Origin of the sequence: Nocardia harenae NBRC 108248 (assembly GCF_001612885.1) — a bacterium.
GTDB classification, from domain to species: Bacteria; Actinomycetota; Actinomycetes; order Mycobacteriales; family Mycobacteriaceae; genus Nocardia; species Nocardia harenae.
In genome coordinates this window covers 31,041-47,659 of sequence record NZ_BDBH01000003.1, presented here as the reverse complement: position 1 = coordinate 47,659, position 16,619 = coordinate 31,041, and the positions used below count along the sequence as shown (strand labels likewise).

Below are 16,619 nucleotides of genomic sequence, written 5' to 3'. Positions count from 1 at the left end.
GGCCGGCCGCCGCCACTCCCGGGGAGGTCGTCGCGGCGGCGCGGGCCGCCTTCCTCGCGGGTGAGCGGATCGATGTGCAGTCCATCGCCGCCGGGCTCGGGCTCTCCCGCGCCTCCGTCTATCGCTGGTTCGGGTCGCGCGAGGGGCTGCTCGGGGCGGTGCTCGCCGGGGAGTACGAAGCGCTCGTCGCGCGGGCCGACAGCCGCAGGCGCAGTGCGGGCGGGCTCCGCGTGCTCGAGGTGCTGGCCCGGGTCAATCGCTGGATGAGCGACAACGAACCCTTCCGCCGCTACTTCGAGCACGAACAGCGGGCGGGGTTGCGCACCCTCACCGCCGGGGACGGGCCGGTGCAGCCGCGCGCGGTGCGGGCCGTCGAGGAGCTGGTGCGGCGGGCGGCCCGGGACGACGGGTACGAACCGCCCATCGCGCCCGACCTGCTCGCCTACGCCATGGTGCGGCTCGGCGAGGCGTTCCTCTACAACGACAGCGCCGTCGGCATCACCGGCGACGTCGAGCGGTTGCGCACGGTCCAAGCGGCGCTGCTCGGCCTGCCCGCCGACAGCTGAACCCGGCACCGCGCCATTCCGATCACCATGATCGCAAGGCCCCGCCCGTACGGCGCAGTGGCGCAATGACCGGAGCCACCCAGGTCGCGCGCACCCGGCCCCGGCGCATTCCGGGCGGGTGAACGCGGTTCACGCGAACCGTGGCCGGCGCGGCCCTCCCGGGCCGTTATCGTCGGTTCATGCAGGTCAGAGGTGTGAATCCGGCTCCGGAGGGAGGCGAACCGCAGGGCAGGGCGCCGGTGCGCAGGCTGCGGGCGGATCAGGCGCGGCGGGTGGCCGATGTGCTGCGGCACCAGATCCACACCGGCGCGTTCCCGGACGGGCTCCCGGCCGAGACCCGGCTGGCGGAGGAGTTCGAGACCTCGCGCAATACCGTGCGGGAGGCGCTGGCGCTGCTGCGCGACGAGGGGCTGATCGACCGCGCGCCCCGGGTCGGCACCCGGGTGGCGAACCGCAAGTACGACCACGGCCTCGATGCCCTGCTCGGCCTGCAGGAGACGCTCAAGGGCCACGGCACCGTGCGCAACGAGGTGCGTGCCGCCACCAGGATCGCCGCGCCGCCCGCGGTCGCCCGCAGGCTGCGGCTGGAGCCGGGCGAGCGGGTGGTCTACCTGGAGCGGCTGCGCTACCTGGGGGACACCCCGCTCAGCCTGGACCTGACCTACCTCGCGCCCGACATCGGCGCCGCGATCCTCGACCTGGACCTGGCAGGCACCGACATCTTCGTGCTCATCGAGCAGGTCAGCGGCCAGTCGCTGGGCTCGGCCGATCTGGCGCTGGAGGCGGTCCCCGCCGACCCGCACACCGCGGCGACCCTGGAGGCCGCCGACGGCGCCGCGCTGCTCATGCTGGAGCGGCTCACCCGGCTGGAGGACGGCAGGCCGGTGGATCTCGAGTACATCCGGATGCGCGGCGACCGGATCACCATGCGGGGCAGCCTGTCCCGCACCGCACCCGAGTGGAAGGTCCTGTAGATGGCCCTCGCGAACAACCGCGCCGACGTGCCGGTGACCATCGACGAATCGCTCTGTATCGAGGGCTGCACGCTCTGCGTCGAGATCTGCCCGCTCGACTCGCTCGCCATCGACACCACGACCGGCAAGGCGTTCATGCACGTGGACGAGTGCTGGTACTGCGGCCCGTGCGCCGCCCGCTGCCCCACCGGTGCCGTCACCGTCAACATGCCGTATCTCCTGAGGTGAATGATTCATGAAACGCCTGATCGCGGTGGCCGCCGCCGCTGCTCTCGCCCTGACCGGCTGCTCGCTGGAGCAGGCCGCCGCGGGCGGCGACACCGTGCGCGTCGTCGTCGGCTACCAGTCCAAGACCATCAACACCGTCACCGCGGGCACCCTGCTGCGCGCCAAGGGCTACCTGGAGCAGCGGCTGCGGCAGATCACCGACGCGGGCGGCGCGCGGTACGAGGTGGAGTGGCAGGACTACGACACCGGCGCGCCGATCACCGCGCAGATGGTGGCGGAGAAGATCGACATCGGCTCGATGGGCGACTACCCGCTGCTCATCAACGGCTCCCGCACCCAGGCCAACGAGCGCTCGCGCACCGACTTCGTCTCGGTCACCGGGTACAACCCGAGGGGCGCGCTCAATATGGTCGTCGTCCCGCCGGATTCGCGCGCGACCACGCTCGCCGACCTGCGCGGGCAGAAGATCTCGGCCAGCGTCGGCTCGGCCGGGCACGGCACGCTGGTGCAGGCGCTCACCCGCGCCGGGATCGACCCGGGCACGGGGGTCGAGGTGCTGAACCAGCAGCCGCAGGTGGGGGCGTCGGCGCTGGAGTCGGGCCAGGTGGCGGCGCTCTCGCAGTTCGTCGCCTGGCCGGGGCTGCTGGTCTTCCAGGACAAGGCCGAGCTGCTCTACGACGGCGCCGAGCTGAACGTGCCCACCTTCCACGGCGTCGTCGCCAGGCAGGACTACACCGAGCGGCACCCGGAGGTGCTCGACGCCTTCCTGCAGGCGCAGCTGGACGCCACCGAGTCCCTGCGCGGCGAGCCGCTGGCGGCGGCGGAGATCGTGGCGGACGGGTCGGGGCTGCCGCAGGAGGTGGTGTACCTCTACAACGGGCCGGGCGGCACCTCCTTCGACACCACGCTCAAGCCGAGCCTGATCGCGGCCTTCAAGGACAACGTGCGGTACCTGAAGTCCATCGGTGACTTCGCCGAGCTCGACATCGATGGCTTCGTCGACGACGCCGCGCTGCGCAAGGCCTTCGCCGAGCGCGGCGGGACCAGCTACGACGCCGCGCTCGCCGACAACGCCAACGCCACCATCGGCTCCGGCAACGAGGTCTGGGTGGACGGGCAGCAGCGGACCAGGCCCGCCGCCGACCCGACCGAGCTGCTCCGCGTCGTGAAACAGGCTCGGGCGCAGGGCGATACCGTGCGCACCGCGTACGTGCTCGATGCCGAGCTCGGCACGCGCTGGTTCGCCGACGAGTCGGTCTGGTTGCGCGACGGGGATCGCTACCTGCCCTTCACCACCGAGGCGGCGGCGCAGCGCTACCGGGCCGCACACCCCGGCGCGGTCCCGGTGAGCTACGACCAGGCGGTCCAGGAGGTGCGGGCATGAGCGTCGAGACCGCGGTCCTTCGGGAGGGCAACGCCCCGCTGGTCGAGGCCGGTCCCGCAGCGGCGGCGCTGACCCCGGCCCCGGCGAAAGCCACCGGCTCCCCCTGGCCTGGTCGGATCACGAAACTCGCCTCGGTGCTGACGGCGATCGGCGTCTGGCAACTGCTGACGGCGAACGACGTCCGGCTCTGGCTCCGCTTCGACACCCTGCCCACGGTGACCGAGATCCTCACCGCCTTCGCCCGCACGCTCGGCACCGACACCTACTTCCTCGACCTCGCGCAGTCGCTGATCCGCATCCTCAGCGGCTTCGGCCTCGCCACGGTGGCGGGCGTGCTCACCGGCATCGCGCTGGGCCGCTCGCGCAGGTTCGCGAACGTGGCGGGCCCGCTCACCGAGCTGGCCCGCCCGATCCCGGCCATCGCGGTGGTGCCGATCGCCATCCTGCTCTTCCCGGACGACGAGGCGGGCATCGTCTTCATCACCTTCCTCGCCGCCTACTTCCCGATCATGGTCAGCACCAGGCACGCGGTGCGCGCGCTGCCGACGCTGTGGGAGGACTCGGTGCGCACGCTCGGCGGCAGCCGCTGGGACGTGCTGCTGCGGGTGGTCTTCCCCGGCTCGCTGCCCGGCGTCTTCGGCGGGCTCTCGGTCGGGATCGGGGTGGCGTGGATCTGCGTCATCTCCGCGGAGATGATCTCCGGCCGATTGGGCGTCGGGTACCGGACCTGGCAGGCGTACACCATCGTCGACTACCCCGGCGTCTTCGTCGGCATCATCACCATCGGCGTGCTCGGCTTCGGCACCTCGGCCGCGGTGGAATTGCTCGGCAGGCGGGTTACCCGCTGGCTGCCGCGCGGAGCGGAGAATGCGCGATGACCACCGTCGAACGCACCGGCACGGGGCTTTCGCTCGCCGACGTGCACCTCTCCTACGGCGGCGACCCGGTGATCGCCGGGCTCACCCTCGACGTGCGGCCGGGCGAGATCCTGGTGCTCACCGGCCCCTCGGGGTGCGGCAAGTCGACGGTGCTGCGCGCGCTGGCCGGGCTGCTCCCGCCGGACTCCGGGCGCGTGCTCGCCGACGGCGAGCCGGTGCGCACCACCTCGCGCGACCGGGCGGTGGTGTTCCAGGACAACGCGCTGCTGCCGTGGCGGACGGTGCGCGGCAATATCGAGCTGGCGCTGAAGCTGCGCGGCGAGCCGAGGCAGGGGCGACGGGCGGCGGCGGAGCGGTGGATCGACGAGGTCGGGCTGACCGGGTTCGGCGACTTCCTGCCCAAGAGCCTCTCCGGCGGGATGCGGCAGCGCGTGCAGCTGGCGCGCGGACTGGCCGGGGCGCCGCGCGCGGTCATGATGGACGAGCCCTTCGGCGCGCTGGACACCCAGACCCGCGCCACCGTGCAGCGGCTGCTGATCGACACCTGGCACACGCACCCCGCCACCGTCGTCTTCGTCACCCACGACGTGGACGAGGCGCTCCTGCTCGGCGACCGGGTCGCCGTACTCGGCCGGGCCGGGCAGCCGCTGCGCGCCCTCATCGATATCCCGGCCCCGCGCACCGGGGCCGATCGTTCCGCCGAGCGCGCCGAGATCGTGGCGGCGCTCTCGTGACGGGCTGCTGTCCGCGCCCCGGCGCTCCCGCGACCCGCGGCCGGCTCCGGCTCGATGCCTCGGAGCACCATCCCGCGAGACCCGACGCTGCTCCCCCGCTGCCCGCACTCCCCCGGACCACCGCGTCCCGCGGCCGCGCCCGGCTCCGCTGCGCCCCGCACTCCCCGACCGTTGGAGGCCCCGCATGACCGCCCCCGCTCCGACGCCGAGCATCCCCGAACTCGCGAACGCGATCCGCCTGGACTGCGACGTCCTGGTGATCGGCGGCGGCACCGCGGGCACCATGGCCGCGCTCACCGCCGCCGAGCGCGGCGCGAACGTGCTGCTGCTGGAGAAGGCGCACGTGCGGCACTCCGGCGCGCTCGCCATGGGCATGGACGGCGTCAACAACGCCGTCGTCCCCGGCAAGGCCGAGCCGGAGGAGTACGTCGCCGAGATCACCCGCGCCAACGACGGCATCGTGGACCAGCGCACCGTCTACCAGACGGCGACCCGCGGCTTCGCCATGGTGCAGCGGCTGGAGCGCTACGGCGTGAAATTCGAGAAGGACGCCTACGGCGAGTACGCGGTGCGCCGGGTACACCGCTCCGGCTCCTACGTGCTGCCCATGCCGGAGGGCAAGGACGTCAAGAAGGCGCTGTACCGGGTGCTGCGCCGGCGCACCATGCGGGAGCGGATCCGGATCGAGAACCGGCTCATGCCGGTCCGGGTCCTCACCGCGGGCGGCCGCGCGCTCGGCGCCGCCGCCCTGAACACCCGCACCGGCGAGTTCGTCACGGTGGGCGCCAAGGCGGTGATCCTGGCGACCGGCCCGTGCGGCCGCCTCGGGCTGCCCGCCTCCGGCTACCTCTACGGCACCTACGAGAACCCGACCAACGCGGGCGACGGCTACGCCATGGCGTACCACGCGGGCGCGGAGCTCTCCGGGATCGAATGCTTCCAGATCAACCCGCTGATCAAGGATTACAACGGCCCGGCCTGCGCCTACGTCGCCAATCCGTTCGGCGGGTACCAGGTGAACGCGCACGGCGAGCGCTTCGTCGACTCGGACTACTGGTCCGGGGCGATGATGGCCGAGGTCAAGCGGGAGATCGAGTCCGCGCGCGGCCCCATCTACCTCAAGGTGTCCCACCTGCCGGAGGAGACGCTCTCCACCCTGGAGGGCATCCTGCACACCACCGAGCGCCCGACCCGCGGCACCTTCCACGCCAACCGCGGCCACGACTACCGCACGCACGACATCGAGATGCACATCTCCGAGATCGGGCTGTGCGGCGGACATTCCGCCTCCGGCGTCTGGGTGGACGACCACGCCCGCACCACCGTCCCCGGGCTCTACGCCGCAGGCGACCTGGCCTGCGTGCCACACAACTACATGATCGGCGCCTTCGTCTACGGCGACCTCGCCGGCGAGCACGCGGCGGGCACGCTCGGCGATCTCGATGCGCCGGGCGAGCTCCCCGCCGACCAGCTGGCCGCGGCGCACGAGCTGATCTACCGGCCGCTGCGCAACCCGGAGGGGCCGCCGCAGCCGCAGGTCGAGTACAAGCTGCGCCGCTTCGTCAACGACTACGTGGCGCCGCCGAAGACCGCGGCCAAGCTCGCGCTGGCGGTGGAGACCTTCGAGCGCATGCGCGCCGAGGTCGCCGGGATCGGGGCGCGCACCGCGCACGAGCTCATGCGCGCCGCGGAGGTGTCGTTCATCCGGGACTGCGCGGAGATGGCGGCGCGCAGCTCGCTGACCCGCACCGAATCCCGCTGGGGGCTCTACCACGACCGCGCCGACCTGCCCGAGCGCGACGACGTCGACTGGCGCTACCACCTGAACCTGCGCAAGAACGGCGCGGGCGAGATGGAGTTCGTCAAGCGCGCGGTGGCGCCGTACCTGGTGCCGGTGCCGGAGTTCGACGACGTGCCTGGCGCGCTGCCCGCCGAGGTTCCGGTGCGCACTCCGGAGCCGGTGCTGGTCCGCGGCAGCGAGCAGCCGGTGCCGGAGCGGATCGAGCCGGTGCTGCGCGAGGAGGCGCCGTCGCCGCGGATCGTCACGCTGCTGGCGCTGGACGCGCCGGACGTCCCGGAACTCCAGCCGTACCTCGCCGACCCCGACTCGGTGGTGCGGGTGGCCGCGCTCTCGGTGCTCACCGAGCACACCCCGGACGGCTTCGCCGCAGCGCTGATCCGGGCGCTGGACGACCCGGCGGCCACCGTGCGCCGGGCCGCCGCGGACAGCCTGCGCGAGCTGGTCGAGGTGCTGCCGGGGCACGCCGGGCTGCCGGAGCGGATCGGCTCGCCGGACGCCGCGGTGCGCGCCACGGTGGTGGATCTGGTGCGGGCGCGGCGCGGCGGCTCGCCCGAGTGGTTCGCCGCCGCGGCGCGCGACCCGCACCACCGGGTGCGGCTGGAGGCGGTGCGCGGGCTGGTCTCGCTGGACGAGGCCGCGGGCGTCGCCGCGCTGGCCGGCGACCCCAGCCGCGAGGTGCGCGTCGTCGTCGCGCAGGGGCTGGCCGAGATCGGCCCGGTGGCGGTGGCCGCAGGCGTCCGCCCGGTCATCCGCGCCCTCGCCGCCGACCCGGACCCCCTGGTTCGCGCCGCCGCGCTGGCCGCCTTCGGCCCGCTCGGCGCCGAGGGGCCGTCCACGGCCGTCGGCTCCGAGAGCGTCGCCCCGCGCGCCGCGCGCACGAAGGCGCCCGCGCCGGGCGACGACGTGGCGCTGCTGATCGCGGCGCTCTCCGACACCGCCTGGCAGGTCAGGGTGGGCGCGGCCAAGGGGCTGGCGGGCGCCGCGCCCGACGCCGCGATCCCGGCGCTGAGCACCGCGCTCGACGATCCGCACCTGGATGTGCGCAAGGCGGCGGTACTGTCGGTGAGCGCTCGTGCCGAGCGGGACGACGCGCAGGACGCGCTGGCCCGCGCGGTACACGACAGCGATGCCGACGTCAGGGCGTACGCGCGCCGCGCGGCGCGGTTGCTGCCCCGCTGACGGATCGCTAGTTTGTCGGCGTGACCGTGGCCGACCCCCGAGCGGCCCGCGGTTGCCGGGCGCGGTCGGCTCGGTGCAGGGTCGGCTCGGGCCGGTGGACGGGAGACGCGGCGTGACGGTGGCGATCTGGCTCGATCTCGTCGTGCTCGTCGCCGCCGTGCTCGCCGCACTGGTCGGCTGGCGGCGCGGCGCGATCGTCGGGCTGCTCGGCTTCGCCGGGGTGATCGTCGGCGCGCTGCTCGGTGCGCTGCTGGCCGGTGGGGTGCTGAACCGGGTGCAGCCGGGCTGGCCCCGGATCACGGTGGTGATCGCGGTGGTCGCGATCTTCCTGATCACCGGCGAGCTGATCGGCCACCGCATCGGCCGCTCGGCCAGGAACGCCGTGCACGGCAGCGGAACCCGCAGGGCCGACGCGATCGGCGGCGCGCTCACGCACGCCGCCGCGGTTCCGGTCCTGGTCTGGCTGGTGGCCGGAACCGTGGCGGGCTCGGCCCAGGCGCAGGCGGTGCAGGGCTCGGTGGTGCTGCGCACCGTGGACGACCTGGCCCCCGGCTGGGCCGCCGACCTGCCGGAGCGGATCGCCGAGCCGCTGCGCGACGCCGGGCTGCCCGCCGCCTCCAACTGGCCGCGCGAGGAGACCCCGCGCTCCCGCGAGCAGCCGGACCCGGCCGTCGCCGGGCTCCCGCTCACCACCGCCCTGGAGCCGAGCGTGCTCCGCATCCGCGACACCGCGGCCGACTGCGGATTGCGGCAGACCGGAAGCGGTTTCGTGATCGCACCCGAGCGGGTGCTGACCAACGCGCACGTGGTCGCGGGCGCCACCGACATCTCGGTCGACACCGCCGACGGGCCGCTCGATGCCCGGGTGGTGCAGTTCGAGCCCGCCATCGACATCGCGGTGCTGGCGGTCCCCGGCCTCACCGCGGCCCCGGTGCCGATCGCGCCGCTGCCCGCCGACCCGGGCGCCGACGCCGTCGTCCTCGGCTACCCGCAGGGCGGGCCGTACACCGCGAGCGCCGCTCGGGTTCGCAGCCGGTTGCAGCGCCCGGTGCGCGACATCTACCGCACCGCGGGCGTGGAGCGGAAGTTCTACGCCGTGGCGGGGGAGATCCGCGGCGGCAACTCCGGTGGGCCGCTGGTGGATCCGGAGGGCCGGGTGCTCGGCGTGGTGTTCGGCGTCGACGAGGAGCGCGGCGAACTCGGCTACGCCTCCGGGCTGCCGGACGTCCTGGACCAGCTGGGCGGGCGCTGGCGCGCGGGCACCCCCGTCGGCGCAGGCAACTGCGCCCCCTGACCCGGCTCCGCGCGCCGGCGGCGGCGACTCAGCGTGGCAGCGCGAGCCAGCCGCTTTCCAGCGCCGCGGACAGCTCGCCGTAGCCGATCTCCTGCTCGGCCAGCGCGGTCCAGGCCGCGTGCATCTCGTCGCTGCCCGGATCGATGGTCATGAGCAGGTCGAAGGCGCGCTCGCAGGCGGCCGCCATCCGGTCGAAGACGATGCCGAGCGTCTCCGGGTGCCGCCGCACACCGGGGCGCGGCGCGGGCAGATTGCGCCGCACCCAGGCGTCGATGCGGCGCACCAGATCGAGGCGCTCGCGGTCGAATTCGGTGGCGCGGGCGGGCAACCTGCGCCGGGCCCGGTGCAGCTCGGCCAGCGCGTGCGCCTCCCGGCACAGTGGGCCCTGCAGGTAGTGGCCGCGCAGCGCGGCCAGCAGCTCGTCCTTGGACGGGAGCACCGGCTCGGCGGGCGGCTCGATCGCGGGCAGCGCGCGCCGGGCTTGGTGCGCTGTCATCGGACCGACCTCCCGTCCACGGCGACACGAGTCACATCACGTCGAATTCACGCCCCGCGCCGCCCGGAAACCGTGGCGCAGATCGCGTTTCCCCCGCTGCGACATGATCCGTGGTCAGCCTCGCGCGCCGGCCACCGCGGCCGGGCGTAGCCGCTCGGGGGCGAGCGCGGTGAGCTCCGCGGCGTGCTGCCGATCGGCGGTGATGGCATCCAGCCGCCTGCCGAGCGCCTTGACCTCGTCGCGCAGCGCCATCACCCGGTCCAGCGGGTAATCCACCTCGGCCAGCACGGATTCCACCATGCGCCGGGCCTGGCGCTGCAGCGCGCGCCCCGCGTCGGTGGCGCGCAGCTCGACCGCGCGCCGATCGTGCGCGCTGCGCACGCTCTCCACCAGGCCGTGCGCCTGCAGCCGTTGGATGAGCGGAGAGACGGTGCCGTAGTCGAGGTGCAGCTTCTCGCCGAGTTCGCGCATGGTCATGCCGGGGCGCTCCCAGAGCGCGAGCAGCGCCAGGTACTGCGGGTAGGTCACCCGCATCTCGTCCAGGAAGGGCCGGTAGGCCGCGGTCATCGAGCGGGAGGTGGAGTACAGCGCGAAGCAGAGCTGAGCGGTGAGCGAGAGCGGGTCGGCGCCGGGTAGCGCGGCCCCTGCGCTCCGGTGCGGGCGGAATTCGGATTCTCGGGTGGTATCGGGCAACGGTGCCTCGGACATAGCTGCACTGTACGCACCGGGCCGACCCGGGCGGGCCGGGTCGGCCGGGTATACCGCGCGGTCTCTCCCCGATCAGCTCGCGGCGCTGGTCTCGGCCACCTTCAGCTGCACGTCGACATTGCCTCGGGTGGCGTTGGAGTAGGGGCACACCTGATGCGCGGCGGTCACCAGCTGCTGCGCGCGGGCGGTCTCGACGCCGGGCAGCGCGACGGTCAGGGTGACGGCGAGCCCGAAGCCGGTGCCGTCCTGGCCGATGCCGACCTCGCCGGTCACCGAGGAATCGGCGATGCTGACCTTCTCCCGCCGCGCGACCATCTGCAGCGCGCTGTGGAAGCAGGCGGCGTACCCGGCGGCGAAGAGCTGCTCGGGGTTGGTGCCCGCCCCGCCGGAGCCGCCCATCTCGGCCGGGATCACCAGATCCAGGTCGAGCGCGTCGTCGGAGGAGGTCACGTGGCCCCCTCGGCCTGCGCCGGTGGCGGTGGCCGTCGCGGTGTACAGGATCTTCATCGTCGAACTCCTCGCGGGTCGTGTTCGTCGGACGTTTCCGACAGTAGCCAGCAATTCAGTTGTGCACAATGTTTGTGATGAGCCCCTCCGGCAATCCCCCGGCATGTGGTGAACGACGTCGAGAAGCGCTGGAACGACCCGGGCGCCGTGCGCGGCGCGGTGCGCTACCTGGCGGCGATGCTGGTGGTGACCGCCGTGGTTTTCGGCGCCTGCGTGCTCTGGGCGAGCCGCCGCGACGCCTGCGCCGGCGAGCGCATGCTCTGCGACGGCGCGGCGCAGGGTGTCACGCTGCTCGTGCCCGCGGCGGCGCTGCTGCTCGGCGCGATCGGCGCCTTCGTACGGACCTTCCAGGTGTGGCGGCGCGGCGGCGGCTGGCCGATCTGGCAGGGCGCGGGCTGGTTCGCGCTGGTCCTCTTCATGGCCTACCTGTCGATCGGCGGTACCGCGTCGGCCCGCTGACTACACCGGCAGCGTCGCCCAGACCACCTTCCCGGACGGCCAGCACGGCGCGCAGCCCCATGCCCGCGCGAGATGAGCGACCACGTGCAGCCCGTACGCCCGTACCTCGCCCGCGGCGGGTTCGCGCAGCACGGCGGGGTGCGGATCGGCATCGGAGACCGCGACGGTGAGCCCGCCCGCCCGCAGCTCGAGCCGGACCCCGACATCGCCCGCGCCGTGCCGTACGGCGTTCTCCACCAGCTCGTCCAGCGAAACGATCAGTGCGCGCGGCTGCTCCATGGCGAACCGCACCAGGTCGGCGCCGAAGCGCCGGGAGGTCGCCGCGTCGAGCACGCCCCGCGGCCGCAGTACCGCGCACTCCCCCGCGGCCTCCGGCCGCCAGAACACCTTTCCGCCGCTGATCCGCTCCACCCGGATCGGCTACCCGTCCGCCTCCCGCTCAACCGCGATTCACGCCGGGGCCAGCGGGTATAGCGGGCGCACAGCACAGGGGAACGATCGAGAAAGGAACGCCACATGACCGAGACGGCCACCGGAAGCACCGCGTTCACCGACCGCCCGTCCCCCGAGCATCGCAGGCCACCCGGGGTCGACGACGCGACGGTCGCGGCGGGCGGCAAGCTCTCCGAGGCGCTGGAGACGATCGAGCGCGCCCGCGGCCACCTGTACGAGCTGCACCAGCTGATCGGCGGCGCCGACCTGCGGCTGGACGAGGCGGCGTCGCAGTTCCGGGCGGCCGGGCACCCGGAGATCGCGGAAGGCATCGAACGCGAGCTGATCGGCCGGAACGTGCTGCCGGGGCGCTGGACCTTCCAGATCGTCGAGGAGTTCGACGACGGGTACTACACGCGGTTCCGGGAGTTCGAACGAGATGTCCGGGACAAGCTGTTCGATGGCAAGCGCCACCTATTCGAGGCGGAGCTGAAGGAAGCGAGGCGGACACCCGGGCGCAAGGGCCATTCGGCCGTTCCCCCCGAGTAGGAATAGCGCGTCAGCCGCCCGCGGGCCGCTCGGGCAACTCGACCGCGGCGCGACGCGCTTCCAGCCAGAAGGTGGCGCCGACCGTCAGATACGAGGCGACCACCGCGAGCACGGGAAGACAAGGACCATCAGCAACACCGGGAACATCGACATGACCCGCGCCCCTCTCCGCACTCCGTCCCGGGCCCGCTGCCCGGGCTCGGCGACGCCACCTGCGCCTGCTCGGCTATTACCCCCAACTCATCGCCACACGCGATCCATACCGCAACACCCCTGTGAAATGGGTCACCGGCACCCGGCAATTCACCGGGGCCGAATTGGCGCAGCGGCGGCGCGCCGCTCCGGGTACGAATTCGCTATCGATTACCAATAGACCGGAGCATCGCGCAGCGCGGAATCGGATGTAATGTCGTGCTGTCGAATCCGGCGTCCGGAAAGGGGCAAAACACAAGCATGGCCAAGAAGGTCATCGTCCAGACCATCGACGATCTCGACGGCGAGTCGGTCGCGGACGAAACGATCGAGTTCGCGCTCGACGGAATCGGTTACGAAATCGATCTGTCCAGCGCCAACGCGAAGAAGCTGCGCGACGAGCTGGAGGCGTGGGCCAAGCACGCCCGCCGGGTGAGCGGCAGACGGCGCCAGCCCAAGACCCCGGCCCCGCGCGCCAAGTCCGCCGACAATCGCGAGCAGACCGCCGCGATCCGGGAGTGGGCCCGCAACAACGGGTTCGAGGTCTCCGCCCGCGGCCGGATCCCGGCCGAGGTGCAGCAGGCCTACCGCGCCGCGAACAGCGACGCGGAGGACTGACCCGCCGCGCGGCAGGCGGGCCGTCGCAGGTTTCCCCGGCCCGCCCCCGCTCGCGCCGGTTTCCGCCCCCGCGCGGCGTCGCGCCGGGCAGAATGGAGTTCGGCGCACCACCGAACCAACGACCCCAGGATCGCGGGATGGCCCAACGGCGTAGCCTCTCGCAGCGACGAGCTGCCCTCGAAGCGGAATGGGCCCGCCGGGTCCCCCGCCCGCCCGGCACGGATGCCATCCGGCCCACGGCCGATGTCGCGCCGCCCGGCGCGCTCGACTCCGCGGTGGCGCAGTCCTGGGTGCGCTCGCTGCGTACCGTCGACCCGGGCCGCGACCACGCGCCCGGCGACGCCGTCGATGTCAGGACCCGCTGGGCCGCGTCCCCGCTGCGCACCCCGGTACTCGAGCTCGCCGATCAGCTGCGCGCGGTGGCCGATGGCTCCGATTTCGTCGCCGCCGTCACCGACGAGAGCGGCACCATTCTCTGGTCCTACGGCGGGCCGGTGATGCGGCGCCGCGCCGAACAGGTCAATTTCGCGCCCGGCGGCCGCTGGGACGAGCCGCACATGGGCACCAACGCGCTCTCGCTGGCGCTGCGCACCGAGCGCCCGCACACCGTCTTCTCCGCCGAGCACTTGGTCGCCGCGCTGCACGGCTGGGTCTGCTACTGCGCGCCGATCCACGGCCCCGACGGCAGGCAGCTCGGCGTCCTCGATCTCTCCACCGCCTGGGATCGGGCGCACCCGCTCGCCATGTCCACCGCCATGGCGCTGGCCAGCGCCATCGAGGCACGGGTGCGGGCAGGCGCGCCCGCCGCGCCGGGCATGCGGCTGCGCTGCCTCGGCGGCGCGGAGCTGGTGCGCGCGGGCGGGCCGGTGCGGCTGCGGCCCCGGCACCTGGAGATCCTCACCCTGCTCGCGCTGGAGCCGGAGGGGTTCACCCACGAGCGGCTGCACTTCGCCGTCTACGGCGACCGGCCGGTCGGGACGAGCACGCTCAAGTCGGAGATGTCGTACCTGCGCCGGGCCACCGACGGGGAGATCAGCAGCCGGGTCTACCGGCTGGCGCACCCGCCCGCCTGCGATGCCGTGGAGCTGCTCGCCGCGCTGGAGTCGGGGGATACCGGCACCGCCGTCGAGCTGTACCGCGGGCCGCTGCTGCCGGGGTCGGACACCCCCGGAATCGTCACGTGGCGGGACCATCTGGAGGTCGCCATCCGCACCGCCGTGCTCTCCAGCCCCGATCCCGCGCACGCCCTCCGCTACGGCGAGTTCGCCGCCGCCGATATCGCCGTGCACGAGCACGCGCTCACGGTTCTCGCCCACGGCGACGCCAGGCGCGCCATCGCCGCGGCTCGGCTGCACTCCGCCCTGCGCGACTGAGAACCCGGCGTCAACGTTTCGCCAACCTCGTCGGCGCATAGTGACACACGTCACGGCCGAGCGCCGTGCGTTCACTGTCGCCAACAGCGAGGAGTCGGTCGCCATGATCTACGCGAAGCCGGGAGCCGAGGGCAGCGTCGTCGAGTACGCCCGCCGATACGACAACTTCATCGGCGGTGACTGGGTGGCCCCGGCGGAGGGCGGCTACTTCGAGAATCCCTCGCCGGTGGACGGCGCCACCTTCACCGAGGTCGCCCGCTCCACGGCCCCCGACATCGACCGCGCGCTGGACGCCGCGCACCAGGCCGCCGACGGCTGGGGCCGCACCTCCACCACCGAGCGCGCGAATATCCTGAACCGCATCGCCGACCGCATCGAGGAGAACCTCACCGCGCTGGCCGTCGCGGAGTCCTGGGAGAACGGCAAGCCGGTCCGCGAGACGCTCGCCGCCGACCTGCCGCTCGCGGTCGACCACTTCCGCTACTTCGCCGGTGCGCTGCGCGCCCAGGAGGGCGGCATCTCGGAGATCGACGGCGACACCATCGCCTACCACTTCCACGAGCCGCTCGGCGTTGTCGGCCAGATCATCCCGTGGAACTTCCCCATCCTCATGGCCACCTGGAAGCTGGCCCCGGCACTGGCCGCGGGCAATGCCGTGGTGCTCAAGCCGGCCGAGCAGACCCCGGCCTCCATCCTCGCGGTGGTCGAGCTCATCGCCGACCTGCTCCCGCCCGGCGTGCTGAACGTGGTCAACGGCTTCGGCGTCGAGGCGGGCAAGCCGCTGGCCTCCAGCCCGCGGGTGGCCAAGGTGGCGTTCACCGGCGAGACCACCACCGGCCGGTTGATCATGCAGTACGCCAGCGAGAACATCATCCCGGTCACCCTGGAGCTCGGCGGCAAGAGCCCGAACATCTTCCTGCCGGATGTGGCGGCCGCCGACGACGAGTTCTTCGACAAGGCGATCGAGGGCTTCGTCATGTTCGCGCTGAACCAGGGCGAGGTCTGCACCTGCCCGTCCCGCGCGCTCGTGCACTCCTCGATCTACGACGAGTTCATGGAGCGGGCGGTGGCGCGCACCGAGGCCATCGTGAGCGGCAATCCGCTGGACGACGCCACCATGATCGGCGCGCAGGCCAGCAACGACCAGTTCGAGAAGATCCTCTCCTACATCGATATCGGGCGGCAGGAGGGCGCCGAAGTGCTCACCGGCGGCGGCACCCGCACGGTCGAGGGGCTGCCGGACGGGTACTACGTGGAGCCGACCATCTTCAAGGGCCGCAACGACATGCGGATCTTCCAGGAGGAGATCTTCGGCCCGGTCGTCTCGGTGACGACCTTCGACTCGGTGGACGAGGCGCTCAAGATCGCCAACGACACCCTGTACGGCCTCGGCGCCGGCGTCTGGTCGCGGGATATGAACACCGCCTACCGGCTGGGCCGGGAGATCAAGGCGGGCCGGGTGTGGACCAACTGCTATCACGCCTACCCGGCGCATGCGGCGTTCGGCGGCTACAAGAAGTCGGGCATCGGGCGGGAGAACCACCGCATGATGCTGGAGCACTACCAGCAGACCAAGAACCTGCTGGTCAGCTACTCCCCCAACAAGCAGGGCTTCTTCTGATGGCCGTGCCTCGGGTGGAGCTCACCGGGAAGGCCGCCGAGCTGCTGCACTCCCTCGAGGCCAGGCACGGGCCGGTGATGTTCCACCAGTCCGGCGGGTGCTGCGACGGCAGCGCGCCGATGTGCTACCCGCGCGACGAGTTCCGGGTCGGCTCGGCCGACGTGCTGCTCGGCCGGGTGGACGCCGACACGCCGTTCTGGATGAGCGCGGACCAGTACGAGTACTGGAAGCACACGCACCTCACCGTGGACGTGGTGCCCGGCCGGGGCAGTGGCTTCTCGCTGGAGGCGCCGGAGGGGGTGCGGTTCCTCATCCGGTCGCGGCTGCTCACCGACGACGAGGTGCTCGCACTCGCGGCGGAGCCGCCGCCCGCCACCGGGGCCGAGTTCGAGGGGTGAGTCTCGACGCCCGGCACCCGATGCCGGGCCGGCGGGTGCCGGGTGTCCACCGGCACCCTCGGTCCGGCCGCACCGGCGGCGGGAGCGCCACCCTCGCGCCCGGCGGCGCCTGTCATGACCGCCCCCGAGCCGCCATGGCATCGGCCACGTTACGGAAACGGACCGATCGGGTACCCATGACACATGAGACCGATAGACACCCGGGAAAGGGAGGACACGGCGCCGCCC

At 73.0% G+C, this 16,619-nt stretch carries 18 protein-coding genes; 14 read left to right on the top strand and 4 right to left on the bottom strand.

All coding sequences use genetic code 11. The features are described from left to right. The 8 genes from NH2_RS06065 to NH2_RS06030 form a co-directional block, all read left to right on the top strand. On the top strand, nt 1-566 hold a 566-nt coding region (locus NH2_RS06065; protein ID WP_067649566.1), incomplete at its 5' end, for a QsdR family transcriptional regulator. A 179-nt stretch (nt 567-745) separates the two neighbouring features. Continuing rightward, entirely contained in the window at nt 746-1,540 is a 795-nt protein-coding gene (locus tag NH2_RS06060; RefSeq protein ID WP_084505268.1) for a GntR family transcriptional regulator, read from the top strand. Continuing rightward, a complete protein-coding gene (locus NH2_RS06055; protein WP_067649562.1) occupies nt 1,541-1,768 on the top strand; it encodes a 4Fe-4S dicluster domain-containing protein in 228 nt (75 codons plus the stop codon). It begins immediately after the preceding gene. Between the two features lie 7 nt (nt 1,769-1,775). After that, a complete protein-coding gene (locus tag NH2_RS06050) occupies nt 1,776-3,152 on the top strand; it encodes an ABC transporter substrate-binding protein (RefSeq protein ID WP_067649559.1) in 1,377 nt (458 codons plus the stop codon). Beyond that, complete coding sequence (locus tag NH2_RS06045; protein ID WP_084505267.1) at nt 3,149-4,030, top strand: ABC transporter permease; 882 nt, start codon at nt 3,149-3,151, stop codon at nt 4,028-4,030. The genes NH2_RS06050 and NH2_RS06045 overlap by 4 nt, the downstream gene beginning before the upstream one ends. Further along, a complete protein-coding gene (locus tag NH2_RS06040) occupies nt 4,027-4,764 on the top strand; it encodes an ABC transporter ATP-binding protein (protein WP_067649557.1) in 738 nt (245 codons plus the stop codon). The genes NH2_RS06045 and NH2_RS06040 overlap by 4 nt, the downstream gene beginning before the upstream one ends. Before the next feature lie 184 nt (nt 4,765-4,948). Continuing rightward, nucleotides 4,949-7,744: a fumarate reductase/succinate dehydrogenase flavoprotein subunit gene (locus NH2_RS06035; protein WP_067649554.1), complete on the top strand. Its 2,796-nt coding sequence runs from the start codon at nt 4,949-4,951 to the stop codon at nt 7,742-7,744. A gap of 112 nt (nt 7,745-7,856) precedes the next feature. Next, the gene (locus tag NH2_RS06030) at nt 7,857-9,038 is read left to right on the top strand and encodes a MarP family serine protease (protein WP_067649588.1); all 1,182 of its coding nucleotides are present in this window, start codon (nt 7,857-7,859) and stop codon (nt 9,036-9,038) included. A gap of 28 nt (nt 9,039-9,066) precedes the next feature. On the opposite strand, the gene NH2_RS06025 is transcribed toward NH2_RS06030, so the two are convergent. The 3 genes from NH2_RS06025 to NH2_RS06015 form a co-directional block, all read right to left on the bottom strand. Further along, nucleotides 9,067-9,534 (bottom strand): DUF4254 domain-containing protein, encoded by a 468-nt coding sequence (locus tag NH2_RS06025; protein WP_067649551.1) that lies wholly within the window; start codon nt 9,532-9,534, stop codon nt 9,067-9,069. 114 nt (nt 9,535-9,648) lie between these two features. Continuing rightward, nucleotides 9,649-10,242, bottom strand: a complete 594-nt coding sequence (locus tag NH2_RS06020; protein WP_067649548.1) for a MarR family winged helix-turn-helix transcriptional regulator — start codon at nt 10,240-10,242, stop codon at nt 9,649-9,651. A 72-nt stretch (nt 10,243-10,314) separates the two neighbouring features. Then, on the bottom strand, nt 10,315-10,749 hold the full coding sequence (locus NH2_RS06015; protein WP_067649545.1) for an organic hydroperoxide resistance protein: 435 nt from the start codon (nt 10,747-10,749) through the stop codon (nt 10,315-10,317). Between the two features lie 105 nt (nt 10,750-10,854). Between NH2_RS06015 and NH2_RS06010 the strand changes: the two genes are divergently transcribed. After that, nucleotides 10,855-11,208 (top strand): hypothetical protein, encoded by a 354-nt coding sequence (locus NH2_RS06010; RefSeq protein ID WP_067649543.1) that lies wholly within the window; start codon nt 10,855-10,857, stop codon nt 11,206-11,208. Here the strand turns inward: NH2_RS06010 and NH2_RS06005 are convergent, their stop codons facing one another. After that, nucleotides 11,209-11,619, bottom strand: a complete 411-nt coding sequence (locus NH2_RS06005; RefSeq protein ID WP_067649536.1) for an ATP-binding protein — start codon at nt 11,617-11,619, stop codon at nt 11,209-11,211. A gap of 105 nt (nt 11,620-11,724) precedes the next feature. Between NH2_RS06005 and NH2_RS06000 the strand changes: the two genes are divergently transcribed. The 5 genes from NH2_RS06000 (at nt 11,725) to NH2_RS05980 (ending at nt 16,391) form a co-directional block, all read left to right on the top strand. Then, entirely contained in the window at nt 11,725-12,189 is a 465-nt protein-coding gene (locus NH2_RS06000) for a hypothetical protein (protein ID WP_067649531.1), read from the top strand. Nucleotides 12,190-12,642: 453 nt separating this feature from the next. After that, nucleotides 12,643-12,999: a histone-like nucleoid-structuring protein Lsr2 gene (locus NH2_RS05995; protein ID WP_067649529.1), complete on the top strand. Its 357-nt coding sequence runs from the start codon at nt 12,643-12,645 to the stop codon at nt 12,997-12,999. 137 nt (nt 13,000-13,136) lie between these two features. After that, nucleotides 13,137-14,372, top strand: a complete 1,236-nt coding sequence (locus tag NH2_RS05990) for a helix-turn-helix domain-containing protein (protein ID WP_084505266.1) — start codon at nt 13,137-13,139, stop codon at nt 14,370-14,372. A 103-nt stretch (nt 14,373-14,475) separates the two neighbouring features. Next, nucleotides 14,476-15,993 (top strand): aldehyde dehydrogenase, encoded by a 1,518-nt coding sequence (adh, locus tag NH2_RS05985; protein ID WP_067649583.1) that lies wholly within the window; start codon nt 14,476-14,478, stop codon nt 15,991-15,993. Beyond that, nucleotides 15,993-16,391 carry a DUF779 domain-containing protein gene (locus tag NH2_RS05980; protein WP_067649526.1) on the top strand — a complete coding sequence of 133 codons (399 nt, stop codon included), beginning with the start codon at nt 15,993-15,995 and terminating at the stop codon, nt 16,389-16,391. Before adh ends, NH2_RS05980 begins: the two co-directional genes overlap by 1 nt. Nucleotides 16,392-16,619 lie beyond the last annotated feature (228 nt).

Excerpts from the sequence above, each read along its gene's own strand:
- NH2_RS06035 (WP_067649554.1), top strand. The coding sequence starts at position 4,949 with ATGACCGCCCCCGCTCCGACGCCGAGCATCCCCGAACTCGCGAACGCG.
- NH2_RS05980 (WP_067649526.1), top strand. The coding sequence starts at position 15,993 with ATGGCCGTGCCTCGGGTGGAGCTCACCGGGAAGGCCGCCGAGCTGCTG.
- NH2_RS06000 (WP_067649531.1), top strand. The coding sequence starts at position 11,725 with ATGACCGAGACGGCCACCGGAAGCACCGCGTTCACCGACCGCCCGTCC.
- NH2_RS05990 (WP_084505266.1), top strand. The coding sequence starts at position 13,137 with ATGGCCCAACGGCGTAGCCTCTCGCAGCGACGAGCTGCCCTCGAAGCG.
- NH2_RS06045 (WP_084505267.1), top strand. The coding sequence starts at position 3,149 with ATGAGCGTCGAGACCGCGGTCCTTCGGGAGGGCAACGCCCCGCTGGTC.
- NH2_RS06025 (WP_067649551.1), bottom strand. The coding sequence starts at position 9,534 with ATGACAGCGCACCAAGCCCGGCGCGCGCTGCCCGCGATCGAGCCGCCC.
- NH2_RS05995 (WP_067649529.1), top strand. The coding sequence starts at position 12,643 with ATGGCCAAGAAGGTCATCGTCCAGACCATCGACGATCTCGACGGCGAG.
- NH2_RS06020 (WP_067649548.1), bottom strand. The coding sequence starts at position 10,242 with ATGTCCGAGGCACCGTTGCCCGATACCACCCGAGAATCCGAATTCCGC.
- NH2_RS06040 (WP_067649557.1), top strand. The coding sequence starts at position 4,027 with ATGACCACCGTCGAACGCACCGGCACGGGGCTTTCGCTCGCCGACGTG.
- NH2_RS06055 (WP_067649562.1), top strand. The coding sequence starts at position 1,541 with ATGGCCCTCGCGAACAACCGCGCCGACGTGCCGGTGACCATCGACGAA.
- NH2_RS06050 (WP_067649559.1), top strand. The coding sequence starts at position 1,776 with ATGAAACGCCTGATCGCGGTGGCCGCCGCCGCTGCTCTCGCCCTGACC.
- NH2_RS06015 (WP_067649545.1), bottom strand. The coding sequence starts at position 10,749 with ATGAAGATCCTGTACACCGCGACGGCCACCGCCACCGGCGCAGGCCGA.
- NH2_RS06060 (WP_084505268.1), top strand. The coding sequence starts at position 746 with ATGCAGGTCAGAGGTGTGAATCCGGCTCCGGAGGGAGGCGAACCGCAG.
- adh (WP_067649583.1), top strand. The coding sequence starts at position 14,476 with ATGATCTACGCGAAGCCGGGAGCCGAGGGCAGCGTCGTCGAGTACGCC.